Below are 17,979 nucleotides of genomic sequence, written 5' to 3'. Positions count from 1 at the left end.
GCCACCGCCTGCAACACCATGTGGGTACGGTGCTGCTCCAGCCGCTGCTGCAACTGGGTGCCGAGAAACTTCAGGGTGGCTTCGTTGAGTTGATAGGTCTGGTCCATCAGGCCCGTGATCTGATCGAAAAAGGCCTGCCACGGCGCATCGAGGGTGTCGGCCATCACCACCTGTTCTTCGAACAGTTCACTGGCCTTTTTCAGGGAGGCCTTGCTGCTTTCTGCCTGAGCCGCCAGGGTTTCGTGCGCGGCTTTACTGGAGCCCAGAGCGTCCTTCAACTTCAGGCCGTATTCGGCCTGAAGTTTCTCGATCTGCGCCAGCAACTCATCAAATCGGGTACTCGAGGCCGAATTGAGAAAACCCTGCCCCAGCGAGTAGGCCCCCATCGCCCGGCCCTCGCCGAGTGTCTGGGTGACGGCCGGCGTGACGTTGGTAATGAGTTCGCTCAGCTGACGCATGTCGCTCTGGCTGTCGCGGCTCAGGCCGGCCTGACTGGCGATGATCTGGCTGAAAATCTGCGCGCTGCCGAGCAACTTGCCGATCAGCGCACTTTTGCTTTGCAGGGAGTTTTCCGCTTGCTGGGCCTTGAACGCGGCGATCATTTCATCGCGTTTACCATCGAAAAACGTGATTTGCTCCGGGTCAGTGGTCATCGCCGCCAGCCCCTGCAAACGGCTCAGGACGCTTTGCTCCAGGGCACTTATCGTCGATTCGACATGATTGGCCTTGCCGGACTGGCCCAGAGTGACGTTGATCTGTACCAGGTTGTTCAGGGTCTCCAGGTCCCGACGCAGGCTCAGGCCGCTGCCCAACAGGTCGAGGCTCTGCAACTCGATCCGGGTGCCCTGGAATTCGCGATAGGAGTCGCGCACCAGATAGAAGTTGGTCACCAGCATCGGTACGAGGAACAGCACGCTGATCAGGCTGAACTTCATGCCGAAGCTCAGGCGGTTCATCAGCGCGACGGCGGGATAGAGCAAGCTCTTCACTGTGAAGTCTCCCTTTAATTTCTTATTTTTATTGGCAGGCGCGCAGAGACAGCAGATAGCCACTATTGGCGCTGCCTCTGTATAGCCTAAATCGGAGGGAGGTTTTGTAACTTAAGGTTAACGACAGGTCGCCGTTGTTGGAGCGGATGAGCCCCTGTGGCGAGGGAGCTTGCTCCCGTTCGGCTGCGAAGCAGTCGTAAATCCAGACAAGTCGGTCTGTCTGGACGGGCGCCGGGGGGCCAGGGGCCGCTTCGCGACCCAACGGGAGCAAGCTCCCTCGCCACAATGAAGTTCGCTTCAGATGTGTTTGGATTACGACAAAACAGTCCACAACGCAAAACCGGCATACCAAAGCACTGCCGCGCGCAGCAGCAGTTCCCAGATCCGGTCCAGGCTGTTGATGCCGTCCGGGCCGACCACCGGCGCCGGAATTTCACCGGCAACCAGTCCGACCTTCTCGATCAGTTGGGCGGCGCTGATGTTCCAGTTCAGCAGCTCATGCAGCATCACCCGGCTGACCGCGACAAAGTTGCCGACCAGCGCGAAGCTCGCCGCCAGCAACCGCACCGGCACCCAATCGAACGCGTGGCGCAGTTGTGTCGCGCGCTCGACCACGGCCGGGTTCTGCCCATGCTCTTCGACCAGCGCCAGCAGCCGATAGCTCAGGGCCGCGACCGGGCCCAACAGGAAGTACCAGAAGATCACCGCGAAAAAGCTCTGATAGGCCTCCCACAACAGATGCCCCTGCACCCGTTCCAGCAGTTGCTCGCCACTGTCGGCGCAGATATCCAGGTCGCGTTTGGCCACATGGGCGGCAGCCTGCAGGTCTTCCCGGCGCCAGGCATCGCGAAACGGCCCCAGGCCGGCCAGCAGATCGCCACGCCCCAGACTGTAAATCACCACCAACAGGTGCACGGGCAACGCCAGCAAGCCATAGGCCACCGGGTCCAGCACCACCAACAGCAACCCCAGCAGCGCCACCGGCAACAACACCAGCACCACCAGTATCAGCCACGGACGGTTGGTCATGCGTGGGCTCACTTCAAGCTTGTTCAGCTCACGCACCCAACCCGCATCACGTTGAACCCGATGGCGCAGGGCCGAGAATTTCTCGATCCAGACCGCTAACAGCAGCACCAGAAAACTCATTGTTGCTCCTCTTCTTCCTGAGCGGCTTTTGCCAGGTCCGCACGATAGCGCGCCCAGTCAAACGCCGGTCCCGGATCAGTCTTGCGCCCGGGTGCAATGTCGCTATGCCCACAGATACGTTGCGCGGTGATGCCCGTGAAGGCGCTTTGCAGCTGTCGGGTCAGAGTCGTCAACGCCTGATACTGCGCATCGGTAAACGGTAGATCATCCGTGCCTTCAAGCTCGATGCCCACGGAAAAATCATTACAGGTTTCCCGTCCCTCAAAACACGAAACGCCGGCGTGCCAGGCGCGCTCAAGACAAGAGACAAACTGAGTGACGGTGCCGTCACGTTCAATCAGAAAGTGCGCAGACACCCGCAGGTCGGCGATCCCTGCAAAGTAGGGATGTTCCGTGACATCCAGACGATTCTGGAAAAATTCCTGCACCTTGCCGGTCAGAAACTGCGCGGGCGGCAGACTGATGTTGTGGATCACCAGCAGGGAAATCTCGCCCTCGGGGCGCGCATTGAAGTTGGGCGAAGGGCATAAACGCACACCCTGACACCAACCACTCGCGGGGTCCAACTGCATACAGGCTCCTTCAACGACGACTGTGTTGGCGCCCAGTATGCCGCGATAGACCCTCGGCGCGCGATCACTTGCCGCGATTGAGACGCCGCAGGTTGCCCAGCACCGATTCCAGCGCCCGATCGAACAGCAAGGTGTCGTCCAGCGTGCGCACCGCGCCACGCCGAAACTCCAGGGCCAGGCCGGTACGGTTGCGCTCCAGCACTTTCATTCCGGTACGGTCGACAAAGATGTACTTGCCGGTGGATTCAATGATTGCCGTCAATTTACAACGCAGGGTGTTTTCCTCGTCTTCCTGAAACTCGACCCAGCCCCCCGGGCGCAGTTGATCGACTTGCAGTAGCGCGGCATCATCCTCCGGCAAACGCATTGAGGCCATTTCGACCGGGCCTTCGTCAGCAGTGCGAAGCACGATTTCCTCCTGCACTTCGACCATTATCGGCCCCTCGACAGGCGTGCTGTTCTGGCTCGGACGTTCAAACAGTTGAACGTGCAGGGCTTCCAGCTCGCTGAAAAACTCGCTGGTAGCGAACGGGTCGAATGCCGAGCTGTTCAGCCCATCGCGCAATGACTTGAGCAACCCTGGCACCAGCGCCAACAAGCGCAGGCTCGCATCGGGTTCGTCATGGCGCTGCACGCTCCAGATCAACTGCTCCATGGTCTGCACATCGGCGTGCCATTCGGCGGACTGATCACCGTGCTTGAGGCCGGTCAGCAACAGCACTTTGCTCCAGGCCTCCTGAACAAACACCACCACGCTGTGCGGCAAAACCTTGCCCACCAACACCTGATTCAACGCCTGCTCGACGCGCTGACGGGCCAGTTCGGTCCTGGCGCGGCCTTCTTCGGCGTCTCGGGTGCGCTGCTCCAGCAATTCACTGCGACGACGCTCGTCATGGGTGAAGGCGAGGAAATCCGCCAGCAGTTCGGAAAAGATCGCCGGGTCATCGACAAAGTCGTTCAACAAGCGCTGCACCACCTGCTCAATGCGCAGGTACAGACTGTCGCGCTGATGGTCATCGCACTCGCCCCAGCCCATGGCCGCCGCGGCGATTTCGTTGAGCAAGCGCCGGGCGGGATGGCTGCTGCGGCTGAAAAAACTCTTGTCGAGCACTGCGACTTTCAGCATCGGAATCTGCAAGCGGCCAATCAGCGCCTTGAGGGAGTCCGGCAGGTTGCGGTCATCGAGAATGCATTCGAAGAGCATGGCGATCAGGTTGATCACGTCTTCATCAGCCACCCCGACCACCCGCGACCTGCCACTTTTGACGCTGACCCGGGTCAGCAGCAGTTCGAGCTGGTTACGCAGGTCGAAGTCGTCCTGAACCGCCAGCGCCGGCACATATTGCTGCAAGTGCGAGAGCAGTCGCAGCAGGTCGCGGGTGGAAATGGGCTGGGTCTGGGCACTGACCTCCAGGGTCGGCGCAACGCTGCCGCGCACATGGAGCAGCAACTCCTGCAAGGCGGCGAAAACTTCCTGCACCCCCTCGTCAATCTGTGGATTGCTGCTGCGACTCCCTGCCTCGACAGGGTCGGCGTGAGCACTGGCAGCCGCTCGATCAGTGGCACGCCGCGCCGGGGCGGGCTTGAGGTCCGGCAGCACACCGGTGGCGATCAGCAATTGATTGGCTTCGGCGTAGAGCTGATCGGCGTTGCTGAGCACATAGCGCTCAAACAGCTTGAGGATGATCAGCTTGACCTTGATCTCCATCCCCAGGTTGCGACCCGCCTGCAGGAAATACTCGCAGAGCAGCGTCGGCCCCAGAGGGTTGTGCTGTTCGACCAGTTTCTTGCCCAACAGGGTGCTCAGTCGGGCGGTGAGTTGGTCGAGGGCGAAGCCATCGCGGTTCAGCACTTTGCCGACCATGATCTCCACCGCCACATTACGCTCCATGTCGTCATGGGATAGCGACGCCGAGGTATCGAAAGCCAATGCCCGGGGCAAGGCAGCCTGTGAGGTGTCGCACTGCGTGAGTCTGAGGAAAGCCTCGAGGAACTGCTCGAGAAAACCGCGCTCGATACTTTTGCGCTTGAGGCGCAAATCGCGCATGGCTTCGAAGAAAATGTTTTGCTCGACATCGTTTCGGGCCCGGTCGGCCATTTCGAACAAGGTGTCGTCGGCGTTATCGAACAGCTCCTGCAAACCCTGCTTGAGCTGTTGGGCAGCTTTGTCGCGAACCTGAAGCAGAATCACAGGCAGGCGGGCGAGCAGCGAATGAGTCGCCTGATCGGTAGTCGCCTTGTGCAAAGGCACTACATTCCCGTCGTTGTGCATCCAAGCCTCCTGAAACGGTGATTCTTCGGTTCGGTAAGAAAGATCGAGCACGCCGGCCACACAGCCGGCGTTCAGCGGAGAACATTGCACACCCGCTGTCATTCAATAATCGGGAATCCAAAGGTACGTCAAAGCTATGACGTCAAATGCAAGGCAGAATTATCTGCAAAAGACCTCTCTTGTGCCAGCAGACTCTGCGCTCCCAAAGAAACAGACGTTTATGAAAGACCCTTGCTTAGAGTCAATTGCTCACGCGAATCGACCAAATGCAGGTTTGCGAACGACGGGATGGTTGTTGATGCCTTGGGTTGCCTCGCGCCATGGCCCTATAATCGGGCCACTTTGTTTGTGGAGCCCGTTATGCCGAATCTACGTCTCGCCGATTTGACCGCCGAAATCGAAGCCAACGTGCGCCGTGCGTTGCTCGAGGACATCGGCAGCGGCGACATCACCGCGCAACTGATCCCGGCCGAACGTCTGGCCAAAGCCACCATCATCACCCGCGACGCGGCCGTCATCAGCGGCACTGCATGGGTCGATGCCGTGTTTCGGCAGCTGGATCCGCGGGTCGCCGTGCACTGGCAGGTGAGCGATGGCGAGCGGGTGAAACCCAATCAGGCGCTGTTCCACCTCGAAGGCCCGGCACGCTCGCTGCTCACCGGCGAACGCAGCGCGCTGAACTTCCTGCAGCTGCTTTCGGGCGTGGCCACGCGCGCGCAGTACCTGGCGGATTTCGTCGCCCAGACCCAAGTGAAGTTGCTCGATACCCGCAAAACCCTGCCGGGGCTGCGTCTAGCCCAGAAATACGCCGTGACCTGCGGCGGTTGCTACAACCACCGCATAGGCCTGTATGACGCCTTCCTGATCAAGGAAAACCATATCGCCGCCTGCGGTGGCATCCCTGAGGCTATTGCTGCCGCGCACAAGATCGCTCCGGGCAAACCGGTGGAGATCGAAGTGGAGAACCTGACGGAGCTCAAAGAAGCCCTGGCGGCGGGGGCCGACATCATCATGCTCGATGAACTGAGCCTGGATGACATGCGTGAAGCCGTGCGCCTGAATGCCGGCAAGGCAAAACTGGAGGCCAGTGGCGGCATCAACGAAAGTACGTTGCTGCCGATTGCGCAAACCGGGGTGGATTACATTTCGATTGGTGCGATGACCAAGGATGTGAAGGCGGTGGATCTGTCGATGCGACTGAGCCTCTGAGTTCTTCGCATAAAGAAAAACGCCAGCCCCGATGAGGCTGGCGTTTTTGTATCAGACCACCAGATTGTTCATCTCGCAGTACTCTTCCCACTCGACACCCAATACCTCGGCCGCTTCCTTGTGCAGCGCCAGGCGCGCAGCCTCGAACTCTTCCGGGGTTGAGGTGTACTTGAGCGTCAGCTCCCACGGCTGCAAGCCCTGGGCTTCTGCCTCATCCTCGAACGCCCACTGGATCTGGTCCTTCTGATCGTCGGCAGGCAAGTCCTTGATCTCTTCCAGTAACTGGGGTGCATCCAGTACGTACTTTTTCAGGGCTTCTTCGTGTCTGGCTTCTTGGGTCAATTCTTTAACGGTCATGGCGTTCTCGCTGATCTGGGGAATGGAAGATGGATCTGGATCATCAAGGATCTCTCTGACGCAAAAAAACCGTTTGAAGCCCGGTTTGTCTGGCCTTCAGAACCATTCGGGATCATCTGAAAACTGCTGGGCGATGCTCATGCAGGCAACGAATATAGGACGTTTTGCCGACGATTTACACGGCTCTTTACATCTATCCCGCAAAAAGCTGTGTGCAAGAGATGCTGGAGACCTCGGGGAACATAAATTCAAATCCCAAGTCATAGCGATGTGCCATATCGGCACTTCACAAGGAACCCCAGTGATGCGCAGTTTTTCGAAGCTTTCGTCTACCCGTCTTGCCGCTGCTACCCTGCTGCTCGGCAGCCTGACATTGGCCAGTGCAGCTCAAGCGGCTGTCGAAGTCGCCTCTGACCCTTCGCTGTACTCCGACAAAATCTCTGCCCTCCACAATTCATACGGCAAGGACACGCTCGTCAGAACCAGTGTCAGCATCGATGATCTGGAAAACCTGCAAAAAACCGTGAAGGCCAATGCCAGCGATCTCGAAAGCCAGAAGCGCACTATCAGCGAACAGGCCCGTCAGATCGAAGAACTCAAACGCAACAGTGGTTCCAGCACCAGCTCCAGCAGCAAGGAGATTGATGATCTCAAGCGCACGGTCAATGAACAGGAACGCGACCTGAACACTCTCACCAAACAAGTGGAAGAACTCAAGCGCAACAGCGGTTCCAGCTCCAGCTCGAACAACAGCGAGATCTCCAGTCTTAAACGGGAAATCAGCGATCAGGATCGCGCGATGGATCAGCTCAAGCGCACCGTCGAGGAGCTGAGCAGAAAGGTGAAGTAAGCGGGGAAAATGGTGCCCGAGACAGGAATCGAACCTGCGACCTTCGCGTTACGAGTGCGCTGCTCTACCGGCTGAGCTACACGGGCTGTGGGCTAAACCTAGCACCGGTCTCGAGGTCCGGCAACTTGTGGCGAGGGAGCAAGCTCCCTCGCCACACCAAATTCCACGCTCAGCTTTTTCCTGCACACAGCAAAACGCCCCGAACCAGTCGGGGCGTTTTGCTGTTCAACGGTCAGGCGCGGGGGTAATTAAACGCCCGAAGCCTTGGCCGCTGCTACGTCTTTGATGGACAGCTTGATACGGCCGCGGTTGTCCACGTCCAGTACCAGAACTTCCACTTCCTGGCCTTCTTTCAGGATGTCGGTCACTTTCTCAACGCGAGCGTCGCTCAGCATCGAGATGTGAACCAGACCGTCCTTGCCCGGCAGGATGTTGACGAATGCGCCGAAGTCGACGATGCGCTCAACCTTACCGACGTAGATCTTGCCGATTTCAGCTTCAGCGGTGATGCCCAGAACGCGCTGGCGTGCAGCTTCAGCCGCTTCCTTGGTTTCGCCGAAGATCTTGATCGAGCCGTCGTCTTCGATGTCGATCGAAGCCTTGGTCTCTTCACAGATCGCACGAATGGTCGCGCCGCCTTTACCGATGACATCACGGATTTTGTCGGTGTCGATTTTCATCGCGATCATGGTCGGAGCGTTTTCCGACAGTTCGGTACGCGACTGGCCAATGATCTGGTTCATCTGACCGAGGATATTCAGGCGCGCTTCCAGGGCTTGGCCCAGAGCGATTTCCATGATTTCTTCGGTGATGCCCTTGATCTTGATGTCCATCTGCAGCGCGGTAACACCTTTGGCGGTACCGGCTACTTTGAAGTCCATGTCGCCCAGGTGGTCTTCGTCACCCAGGATGTCAGTCAGGACGGCGAATTTCTCGCCTTCTTTAACCAGACCCATGGCGATACCGGCAACCGGTGCCTTCATCGGTACACCAGCGTCCATCAGCGCCAGGGAAGCGCCGCAGACCGAAGCCATGGAGCTCGAACCGTTGGACTCGGTGATTTCCGACACGACACGGATGGTGTACGGGAACACGTCGGCAGCAGGCAGCATGGCCTGAACCGAACGACGAGCCAGACGGCCGTGACCGATTTCACGACGACCAGCGCCACCCATGCGACCACACTCGCCCACCGAGAACGGAGGGAAGTTGTAGTGCAGCATGAACGGGTCTTTTTTCTCGCCTTCCAGGGTGTCCAGCAGCTGTGCGTCACGGGCGGTGCCCAGTGTCGCGACGACCAGAGCCTGGGTTTCGCCACGGGTGAACAGTGCCGAACCGTGGGTCTTCGGCAGAACACCCACTTCGATGTTCAGCGGACGTACGGTGCGGGTGTCGCGGCCGTCGATACGTGGCTTGCCGTTAACGATGTTTTCGCGAACGGTGCGGTATTCGATTTCGCCGAAAGCAGCTTTGACGTCAGCAGCGGAAGGCTGGTCTTCTTCACCGGACAGCTTGGCAACCACTTGGTCTTTCAGTTCGCCCAGGCGAGCGTAACGGTCGGCCTTGATGGTGATGGTGTAAGCCTGGGAGATCGCTTCGCCGAACTCGGCACGGATAGCACCCAGCAGAGCAGTGGCTTCTGGCTGAGGAGCCCAGGCCCAGGTCGGCTTGGCAGCTTCAGCGGCCAGTTCTTTAACGGCGTTGATCACCACCTGGAACTCGTCGTGAGCAAACAGTACCGCGCCCAGCATCTGGTCTTCGGTCAGCTCTTTGGCTTCCGATTCAACCATCAACACGGCTTCCGAAGTACCGGCAACGACCATGTCCAGGCTCGAAGCTTTCAGTTGTTCGTAAGTCGGGTTCAGCAGGTAACCGGTGCTTTCGTGGAATGCAACGCGGGCAGCGCCGATCGGGCCATCGAAAGGAATGCCGGAGATAGCCAGCGCAGCCGAGGTACCGATCATCGCTGCGATGTCCGGATCGGTCTTCTTGCTGGTGGAAACGACGGTGCAGACAACCTGCACTTCGTTCATGAAACCTTCAGGGAACAGCGGACGGATCGGACGGTCGATCAGTCGGGAAGTCAGGGTTTCTTTCTCGGAAGGACGGCCTTCACGCTTGAAGAAACCGCCAGGGATCTTGCCGGCGGCGTAAGTCTTTTCCTGGTAGTGAACAGACAGAGGGAAGAAGCCCTTACCTGGATCAGCTTGTTTGGCACCGACTACGGTCACCAATACGCTGACGTCGTCGTCAACGGTGACCAATACTGCGCCGGAGGCCTGACGGGCGATACGGCCAGTCTCGAGGGTAACGGTCGACTGACCGAACTGGAATTTTTTGATTACCGGGTTCACGGTGTCCTACCTTCTTTGTGGCTCTTGGGGGAACTGGTTTCTTGCGAAATTCTTGGGCAACGCCGGGAATCGGCCCGACTGTCATTGTCCAGGGTAAAACTATTGTCCAGATAAAACTTGAGGCTGGGAGCCTGCCATGTACCTGCGGGAAACCCGCTGGCACACAGCAAACAACCAACCTCTAGCGCAATCGCTTATTAGCGACGCAGACCCAGGCGAGCGATCAGAGCGCTGTAACGGCTCACGTCCTTGCCTTTCAGGTAGTCCAGCAGCTTACGACGCTGGTTAACCATGCGGATCAGACCACGACGGGAGTGGTGATCTTTACCGTTGGCCTTGAAGTGACCTTGCAGTTTGTTGATGTTGGCGGTCAGCAGTGCAACTTGCACCTCTGGCGAACCAGTGTCACCAACAGCTTGCTGGTAGTCAGCTACGATTTGAGCTTTTTCTTGAACGTCGAGAGCCATGAGGCAATCCTTTTATCAGGAAACTGTTTCAGAAAAACAGTTTCAACAGGCCAGGGACAAATCCCTGTATCTAAAAATGAGTAGTGACCGTGCCTGTTAACAGCCACCCTCGTTCGGTCATTCTGACCGAATCAGTCGACGTGGCGCGATGCGCCCGTCTTCGCTCACTTCACCGATACCGATGAAGCGACCATTGTGATCCTGTACCCGTACCATGCCAAATTTCGGTGCATCCGGGGCACGTACCGGCTGGCCGTTGAGCCAGTAGAACGCGCTCGCTTCCGAGAACTGCAACAGTGGCCAATCCAGCAGGCCGCTGTCCGATGGCATCAGGAAGCGGTCGACCGCTTCGTTGCCGCCTTCGGCATGTACCGCTTCCAGCTCTTCCAGAGTGACGGTCTGTGCAAGCGTGAAAGGCCCGGCCTGGGTACGTCGCAATTCAGCCACGTAAGCGCCACAACCGAGTTGCTCACCGATATCCTCCACCAGGGTACGGATATAGGTGCCTTTGCTGCAATCCACCGCAAGCCGCGCAGTATCACCCTCAAAGGCCAGTAATTCCAAGCGCGCAATAGTAACAGAACGCGGTTCGCGCTCCACTACTTCACCTGCACGGGCCAGCTTGTACAGCGGCTGCCCATCGCGCTTGAGTGCCGAGTACATCGGCGGTATCTGACTGATTTGCCCACGAAATTTCGGCAACACAGCTTCGATATCGGCACGACCAACGGTCACCGGACGTTCCAGCAAAACCTCACCTTCGGCATCCGCCGTGGTGGTGGTCTTGCCCAGTTGCGCCAGGGTTTCATAACCTTTGTCGGAATCGAGCAGGTATTGCGAGAACTTGGTGGCCTCGCCGAAGCACAACGGCAACACGCCAGTGGCCAGCGGATCGAGACTGCCGGTGTGCCCGGCCTTCTCGGCATTGAGCAACCAGCGGACCTTCTGCAACGCCGCGTTGGAAGTGAACCCCAACGGCTTGTCGAGCAGGATGATACCGCTGACGTTACGACGGATACGTTTGACCTGAGCCACCGATTACTCCTTGGCGTCTTCGGGTTCAGCCGCTACCGGGTGCTGATTGTCTTCAGCCACCGCGCGTTCGATCAGGGCCGACAGGTGCGCACCACGCACGACACTTTCGTCGTAATGGAAGTGCAACTGTGGAACGCTGCGCAATTTCATCTCGCGAGCCAACTGCATGCGCAGGAAACCGGCGGCGGAGTTGAGCACCTTGATGCTTTGCGCGATATCGTCGCGGCTGTCCTGCCCCATCACGGTGATGAAGATCTTGGCGTGACCGACATCACGGCTGACTTCAACAGCGGTAATGGTGACCAGCCCGACGCGCGGGTCTTTGACTTCACGACGGATCAGCTGTGCCAGCTCACGCTGCATCTGATCGCCGATACGTTGGGTACGGCTATATTCTTTTGCCATGTCTTGTTACCTGTTACTGCCCCACGGTGAAACCCGAAGGGTCTGAAAGCGGCAAACGCCCGGCCTGACAAAAGCCAGACCGGGCGTTGCGTTTAGAGTCCGACTGATGCGCCGCGCAATTGCATGCGGCTGGCCATCACGGCTCTTGAAGTGCGCGAGTTAGAGGCTGCGAGCAACCTGAACCTTCTCGAAGACTTCGATCTTGTCACCGACTTTGACGTCGTTGTAGCTCTTCACGCCGATACCGCATTCCATGCCGGCACGTACTTCGGAAGCGTCATCCTTGAAGCGGCGCAGGGATTCCAGCTCGCCTTCGAAGATAACGATGTCTTCACGCAGTACACGGATTGGACGGTTACGGTGAACAACACCTTCGATAACCATGCAACCGGCGATCGCGCCAAACTTCGGCGAACGGAACACGTCACGCACTTCAGCGGTACCCAGGATGTTCTCGCGAACATCGCTGCCCAGCATACCGGTAAGGGCTTTCTTGACGTCTTCGATGATGTCGTAGATCACGTTGTAGTAACGCATATCCAGACCTTCCTGCTCGACGATCTTGCGAGCGCCGGCATCGGCACGCACGTTGAAGCCGAACAGTACAGCGTTGGAGGCCAGTGCCAGGTTGGCGTCGGATTCGGTGATACCACCGACACCGCCACCGACCACACGCACTTGCACTTCGTCGTTACCCAGGCCATTCAAGGCACCGTTCAACGCTTCCAGCGAACCACGGACGTCGGATTTGAGGACGATGTTGAGCGTCTTCTTCTCTTCCTGACCCATGTTCTCGAAGATGTTTTCAAGCTTGCCGGCGTGAGCACGGGCCAGTTTGACTTCGCGGAACTTGCCTTGACGGAACAGAGCCACTTCACGGGCTTTCTTCTCGTCAGCAACTACGCTCATCTCGTCGCCAGCGTCCGGAGTACCGTCCAGGCCGAGGATCTCGACAGGGATGGAAGGACCGGCTTCCTTGATTGGCTTGCCGTTCTCGTCGAGCATGGCGCGAACGCGGCCATAGTTCGAACCGACCAGCACCATGTCGCCCTGGCGCAGGGTACCGTCTTGAACCAGAACGGTTGCAACCGGGCCACGACCTTTGTCGAGACGCGATTCAACCACAACACCACGACCAGGGGCCGATGGGGTTGCTTTCAGTTCGAGAACTTCAGCTTGCAGCAGAACAGCTTCGAGCAACTCGTCCACGCCGGTACCGACTTTCGCCGAAACCGATACGAACGGGGTGTCGCCGCCCCACTCTTCCGAAGTCACGCCGTGAACCGACAATTCGCTACGGATGCGATCGAGATCGGCGCCCGGCTTATCGATTTTGTTCACTGCAACAACCAGAGGTACGCCAGCCGCCTGAGCGTGCTGAACAGCTTCAACGGTCTGCGGCATTACGCCGTCGTCCGCTGCAACCACCAGGATCACGATGTCGGTCGCCTTGGCACCACGGGCACGCATGGCGGTAAACGCGGCGTGACCAGGGGTGTCGAGGAAGGTGACCATGCCGCGTTCGGTTTCAACGTGGTACGCACCGATGTGCTGGGTGATACCACCGGCTTCGCCAGCAGCTACCTTGGCACGACGGATGTAGTCGAGCAGCGAGGTCTTACCGTGGTCAACGTGACCCATTACGGTCACAACCGGTGCACGGGAGAACGTCTCACCTTCAAACTTCAGGGACTCGGCCAGGGAATCTTCCAGGGCGGTGTCGCTGACCAGGGTCACTTTGTGGCCCAGCTCTTCGGCAACCAGTTGGGCAGTTTCCTGATCCAGTACCTGGTTGATGGTCGCTGGGGTACCCAGTTTGAACATGAACTTGATGATTTCAGCAGCCTTGACCGACATCTGCTGAGCGAGATCGCCAACAGTGATGGTCTCGCCGATCTTCACTTCGCGCACAACAGGGCCGGTTGGGCTCTGGAAACCGTGGGCGTTGCGTTTCTTCAGCTTGGCCTTGCCGCGACCACCACGACGGAAGCCATCGCTTTCTTCGTCGGTAGTACGTGGGGCAACGCGTGGAGCAGGCGCTTTTTCCTTGACCGAAGCACGATGTGGAGCGTTTTTGCGCTCGCCATCACCACTGCCACGACGATTGCTATCGTCGGCACGTGGTTTGTCCGGACGACGCTGCTCGTCGCGCTTGCGAGTGTCGGCTGCCGGTGCAGGTGCAGCGGCCACGACCGGGGCGCTTTCACGCACAGGTTCGGCAACTGCAACAGGCGCTGCGACAGCTTCGACAGGAGCGGTTTGCGCAGCAGCAGGCTGGCGACGCGCTTCTTCTTCGGCGCGACGCTTGGCTTCTTCTTCAGCCTTCTGACGTGCAGCATTTTCTACTGCGCGACGTTCTTCCAGTTCGCGTTTGCGCTCGGCTTCGATTTCTTCCGGGCTGCGCTGCACGAAGACTTTCTTCTTGCGTACTTCAACGCTGATGCTTTTGCTGCCAGCAACACGCAGGGTGCTGGTGGTTTTACGCTGCAGCGTGATCTTGCGTGGTTCTTCCACTTTCGCCTTGTGGCTGCTTTTCAAGTGAGTCAGCAAAGATTGCTTCTCACTGTCAGTCACATGTTCTTCGGCGGCGGTGTGCGGCAGACCTGCCTCACGCATCTGCTGCAACAGGCGCTCTACCGGTGTTTTGACCTCATCGGCCAGTTGTTTCACCGTGACTTGCGTCATGCACTTCTCTCCTCAGGCCGCGCCTAATTACTCGAACCAGTGGGCTCGGGCGGCCATGATCAACTTGCCGGCACGATCATCGTCAATGCCGTCGATGTCGAGCAGGTCGTCAATAGACTGCTCGGCCAGGTCTTCGCGGGTAATTACGCCGCGCACCGCCAGTTCCATCGCCAAATCCTTGTCCATGCCCTCAAGCGAGAGCAGGTCTTCGGCCGGATGGGCGTCTGCCAGCTTTTCCTCAGTAGCGATGGCTTTGGTCAACAAACGATCCTTGGCGCGAGCGCGAAGCTCGTTGACGGTTTCTTCGTCAAAGCCGTCGATGTTGAGCATTTCTTCCAACGGTACGTAGGCAATCTCTTCCAGGCTGGTGAAACCTTCATCTACCAGCACCTGTGCCAGGTCTTCGTCGACTTCCAGCTCGTCGATAAAGTTGCGCAGGATGTCGCCGGTTTCTGCTTGTTGCTTAGCCTGGATGTCCGATTCGGTCATCACGTTCAGGGTCCAGCCAGTCAACTGGCTAGCCAGACGCACGTTCTGACCACCGCGACCGATGGCCTGAGCCAGATTGTCTGCGCCAACGGCGATGTCCATTGCGTGGGCATCTTCGTCAACGATAATTGCCGCCACTTCAGCCGGCGACATTGCATTGATCACGAACTGAGCAGGGTTATCGTCCCACAGGACGATGTCCACACGCTCACCGCCCAACTCGCCGGACACTGCCTGGACGCGCGAACCGCGCATACCGATGCAAGCGCCTTGCGGATCGATGCGTTTGTCTTTGGAGCGGACCGCGATCTTGGCACGCGAACCCGGGTCACGGGATGCAGCCATTACTTCGATCAGGCCTTCAGCGATTTCCGGCACTTCGATGCGGAACAACTCGATCAGCATTTCCGGCGCGGTACGCGACAGGATCAGCTGCGGGCCGCGGTTCTCGGTGCGGATTTCCTTGAGCAGCGCACGCAGACGCACGCCAACCCGGAAGGTTTCGCGAGAGATGATGTCTTCACGGGCCAGCAACGCTTCTGCGTTATTGCCCAGGTCGACGATCACATTGTCGCGGGTGACTTTCTTCACGGTGCCGGAGATGATTTCCCCCAGACGCTCGCGATAGGCATCAACGACTTGAGCACGCTCGGCTTCGCGAACTTTCTGCACGATGACTTGCTTGGCAGTCTGTGCAGCAATGCGGCCGAACTCGATGGATTCGATTTTTTCTTCGACAACGTCACCGACCTTGGCGCCAGGATGCGTTTGCGCAACCTTGCTCGGCCAGGTTTCGATCGCCGGATCGTCCAGGTCTGCTTCTTCGACGACCGTCCAGCGACGGAATGTCTCATAAGCACCGGTGTGGCGATTGATTTCCACACGCAGATCGACTTCGTCCTCGAAACGCTTTTTGGTAGCAGTGGCCAGAGCCAGCTCCAGCGCTTCAAAAATTACGTTTGCCGGTACGCCCTTTTCATTGGATACCGACTCAACAACCAGCAGTACTTCTTTGCTCATCGTACGCCTCGCCTTTCGCAAGCCATTGGATCCGCGGGATCCGCGTCTCAGTCAAAACTGGGAATAATGTTGGCCTTGTCGATCATATCGATCGGCAACAGGAACTCATGGTCTTCAACCTGCACCACGACGTCCTGCTCTTCTACACCGCGCAGAAGGCCCTGAAAGTTGCGTCGACCTTCAAAAGGCGAGCGCAGCTTGATCTTCACTTGTTCACCGGCAAATTTTGCAAACTGCTCAAGAGTGAACAGTGGGCGTTCCATGCCAGGCGAGGAAACTTCAAGGGTGTATTCAACGGAGATTGGATCTTCAACATCCAGCACACCGCTGATCTGGCGACTGACGATGGCACAATCGTCCACCAGCACGCCGCCTTCTTTATCGATATAAACGCGCAACATTGAGTGGCGACCTTGAGCCGAAAACTCAATACCCCAGCATTCATAGCCTAGGGCCACGACCACCGGGGCCAGCAAGGCCTGCAACTCTTCTAGCTTGCTCGACACCTGAACCCCCTCGTGCATGTATGTGCATGCTATGCAAAATAAAAAAATGGGCGAAACGCCCATCCTTGAAACGCCGCCGAATAGCGGCGTTGAAAGTGTCCAGCTAACAAAAAGCCCCTGAAAAGGGGCTCCTTAAACTGGTTGCGGGGGCCGGATTTGAACCGACGACCTTCGGGTTATGAGCCCGACGAGCTACCAGACTGCTCCACCCCGCGACAAAGCTGGGGCGGAAGTATACGACCGATCCCTAACAGGGTCAATGTAACCTTCCACCTACAAGAAAGCCCGCAACAGCGGGCTCTCCTGATAATTGGTACCGAGAAGGGGACTCGAACCCCTACACCCTATGGGCACAACCACCTCAAGGTTGCGTGTCTACCAATTCCACCACCTCGGCAATACTACGTTTGAAACTCTTCTTACTTCTGCTCTTGAGCTGGAGGCACGTCAGTCGCTGGAGTAGCCGACTTTTGCTCTTGAAGCACCGGGACATCATCAGAAGCCGGTTTTTGCTTTGGAACTTCCAACACTGCTGGGTTTGGCAAACCTACCTGAGTCAGCTGGTGAGCTTTCTCTTTAGCAAAGTAACCTAACCCCAAGCTGGTCATGAAGAAACCGGCGGCAAGTATAGCAGTAAACTTACTAAGAAAGGTAGAGGTACCTTGGCTTCCGAACACAGTATTTGAAGCACCTGCTCCGAAAGATGCACCAGCGTCCGCACCTTTACCCTGCTGCAGCAATACCAGAGCAACTACGCCCAACGCACCCAGCAGATGAAAAACGACTACGACTGTTTCCAGCATTTTTTCAGTTTCCCGCGGCGCGACAAATCGCACCGAACTCATCTGCATTCAGGGAAGCCCCACCAATGAGCCCCCCATCGATATCCGGCATGCCGAACAGTTCGGCCGCATTGGCCGCCTTCACGCTGCCGCCGTATAGAAGCCGCACACCTTGCGCGACTTCAGAATTCTCTGCCGCCAACTGGGCGCGAATGGCTGCATGCACATCCTGCGCCTGTTGCGGCGAAGCAGTCAGCCCGGTACCAATGGCCCAGACCGGCTCGTAAGCGATTACTGCCTTTGCAAAAGCACCAACACCCAGCTCCTCGATGATGCTGCCCAGCTGACGCCCGACAACCTCAAGAGTTTTTCCAGCTTCGCGCTGCTCGAGGGTCTCCCCTACACACAACACCGGAATCAAGCCACATGCCTGTGCTGCCGCAAATTTGCGATTCAGCGTCCCGTCGAGCTCGCCCATTATCTGGCGGCGCTCAGAGTGCCCGACAAGCACCAGGGAACAACCTGCATCCACCAACTGACTCGGTGAAATTTCACCTGTCAACGCACCCTGCCCGGATTCAATCGCAGAGTTCTGCGCGCCGACCGAAATCGACTTCCCTTGCAAACCATCAATCACTTGATTGATATACAAGCAAGGCGGGAACACCGCGACATCAACACCGCTCGGCAAGGCCAGATGACGAAGGCCGTCGATCAGCTCAGCGACGCTGGCGCGGGTACCGTGCATCTTCCAGTTACCAGCTACCATAGGGCGACGCATGCTGTACCTCGTCGGTCAAAGTGGGCGCAGATGTTACCCAACACAATCATGGCTGGC

General features: G+C 58.0%; 15 protein-coding genes and 3 tRNA genes. 2 read left to right on the top strand and 16 right to left on the bottom strand.

Features of this window, described 5'->3' with window-relative positions:
• Window positions 1–1,301: 1,301 nt before the first annotated feature.
• From ampE to LOY28_RS03840, 3 genes are all read right to left on the bottom strand, one after another.
• A complete protein-coding gene (gene ampE / locus LOY28_RS03850) occupies window positions 1,302–2,138 on the bottom strand; it encodes a regulatory signaling modulator protein AmpE (RefSeq protein WP_258613104.1) in 837 nt (278 codons plus the stop codon).
• Window positions 2,135–2,710 (bottom strand): 1,6-anhydro-N-acetylmuramyl-L-alanine amidase AmpD, encoded by a 576-nt coding sequence (ampD, locus tag LOY28_RS03845; RefSeq protein ID WP_018929494.1) that lies wholly within the window; start codon window positions 2,708–2,710, stop codon window positions 2,135–2,137. Before ampD ends, ampE begins: the two co-directional genes overlap by 4 nt.
• Window positions 2,711–2,774: 64 nt before the next feature.
• Complete coding sequence (locus LOY28_RS03840; RefSeq protein WP_258613103.1) at window positions 2,775–4,982, bottom strand: DUF1631 domain-containing protein; 2,208 nt, start codon at window positions 4,980–4,982, stop codon at window positions 2,775–2,777.
• A gap of 360 nt (window positions 4,983–5,342) precedes the next feature.
• On the opposite strand from LOY28_RS03840, the gene nadC reads away from it, so the two are divergent.
• A complete protein-coding gene (nadC, locus tag LOY28_RS03835) occupies window positions 5,343–6,191 on the top strand; it encodes a carboxylating nicotinate-nucleotide diphosphorylase (RefSeq protein WP_019582448.1) in 849 nt (282 codons plus the stop codon).
• A 51-nt stretch (window positions 6,192–6,242) separates the two neighbouring features.
• Here the strand turns inward: nadC and LOY28_RS03830 are convergent, their stop codons facing one another.
• Window positions 6,243–6,548 carry a DUF6388 family protein gene (locus tag LOY28_RS03830; protein WP_018929491.1) on the bottom strand — a complete coding sequence of 102 codons (306 nt, stop codon included), beginning with the start codon at window positions 6,546–6,548 and terminating at the stop codon, window positions 6,243–6,245.
• A gap of 304 nt (window positions 6,549–6,852) precedes the next feature.
• On the opposite strand from LOY28_RS03830, the gene LOY28_RS03825 reads away from it, so the two are divergent.
• Window positions 6,853–7,398 carry a hypothetical protein gene (locus LOY28_RS03825; protein ID WP_018929490.1) on the top strand — a complete coding sequence of 182 codons (546 nt, stop codon included), beginning with the start codon at window positions 6,853–6,855 and terminating at the stop codon, window positions 7,396–7,398.
• Between the two features lie 10 nt (window positions 7,399–7,408).
• On the opposite strand, the gene LOY28_RS03820 is transcribed toward LOY28_RS03825, so the two are convergent.
• The 12 genes from LOY28_RS03820 to tpiA form a co-directional block, all read right to left on the bottom strand.
• Window positions 7,409–7,484: transfer RNA gene (locus LOY28_RS03820), tRNA-Thr, on the bottom strand.
• Between the two features lie 162 nt (window positions 7,485–7,646).
• The gene (pnp, locus tag LOY28_RS03815) at window positions 7,647–9,752 is read right to left on the bottom strand and encodes a polyribonucleotide nucleotidyltransferase (protein ID WP_258613102.1); all 2,106 of its coding nucleotides are present in this window, start codon (window positions 9,750–9,752) and stop codon (window positions 7,647–7,649) included.
• Between the two features lie 197 nt (window positions 9,753–9,949).
• A complete protein-coding gene (gene rpsO, locus LOY28_RS03810) occupies window positions 9,950–10,219 on the bottom strand; it encodes a 30S ribosomal protein S15 (RefSeq protein ID WP_011332409.1) in 270 nt (89 codons plus the stop codon).
• Between the two features lie 117 nt (window positions 10,220–10,336).
• Window positions 10,337–11,254, bottom strand: a complete 918-nt coding sequence (truB, locus tag LOY28_RS03805; protein ID WP_007933551.1) for a tRNA pseudouridine(55) synthase TruB — start codon at window positions 11,252–11,254, stop codon at window positions 10,337–10,339.
• 3 nt (window positions 11,255–11,257) lie between these two features.
• A complete protein-coding gene (gene rbfA, locus LOY28_RS03800; RefSeq protein WP_007900467.1) occupies window positions 11,258–11,659 on the bottom strand; it encodes a 30S ribosome-binding factor RbfA in 402 nt (133 codons plus the stop codon).
• Window positions 11,660–11,818: 159 nt separating this feature from the next.
• Window positions 11,819–14,344, bottom strand: a complete 2,526-nt coding sequence (infB, locus tag LOY28_RS03795; protein WP_086945987.1) for a translation initiation factor IF-2 — start codon at window positions 14,342–14,344, stop codon at window positions 11,819–11,821.
• 27 nt (window positions 14,345–14,371) lie between these two features.
• Window positions 14,372–15,853, bottom strand: a complete 1,482-nt coding sequence (gene nusA, locus LOY28_RS03790) for a transcription termination factor NusA (protein ID WP_007933547.1) — start codon at window positions 15,851–15,853, stop codon at window positions 14,372–14,374.
• Between the two features lie 47 nt (window positions 15,854–15,900).
• Window positions 15,901–16,359 (bottom strand): ribosome maturation factor RimP, encoded by a 459-nt coding sequence (rimP, locus tag LOY28_RS03785; protein WP_007973115.1) that lies wholly within the window; start codon window positions 16,357–16,359, stop codon window positions 15,901–15,903.
• A gap of 138 nt (window positions 16,360–16,497) precedes the next feature.
• Window positions 16,498–16,574: transfer RNA gene (locus LOY28_RS03780), tRNA-Met, on the bottom strand.
• A gap of 96 nt (window positions 16,575–16,670) precedes the next feature.
• Window positions 16,671–16,756 (bottom strand) — tRNA-Leu (locus tag LOY28_RS03775).
• 22 nt (window positions 16,757–16,778) lie between these two features.
• Window positions 16,779–17,162, bottom strand: coding sequence for a preprotein translocase subunit SecG (gene secG / locus LOY28_RS03770; RefSeq protein WP_018929487.1), 384 nt, complete (start codon window positions 17,160–17,162; stop codon window positions 16,779–16,781).
• A 4-nt stretch (window positions 17,163–17,166) separates the two neighbouring features.
• Window positions 17,167–17,922 (bottom strand): triose-phosphate isomerase, encoded by a 756-nt coding sequence (gene tpiA, locus LOY28_RS03765; protein ID WP_007933541.1) that lies wholly within the window; start codon window positions 17,920–17,922, stop codon window positions 17,167–17,169.
• Window positions 17,923–17,979 lie beyond the last annotated feature (57 nt).

It is taken from the genome of Pseudomonas sp. B21-017, from assembly GCF_024749245.1.
Lineage (GTDB): Bacteria > Pseudomonadota > Gammaproteobacteria > Pseudomonadales > Pseudomonadaceae > Aquipseudomonas.
This window is presented reverse-complemented; position numbering and strand designations above follow the sequence as displayed.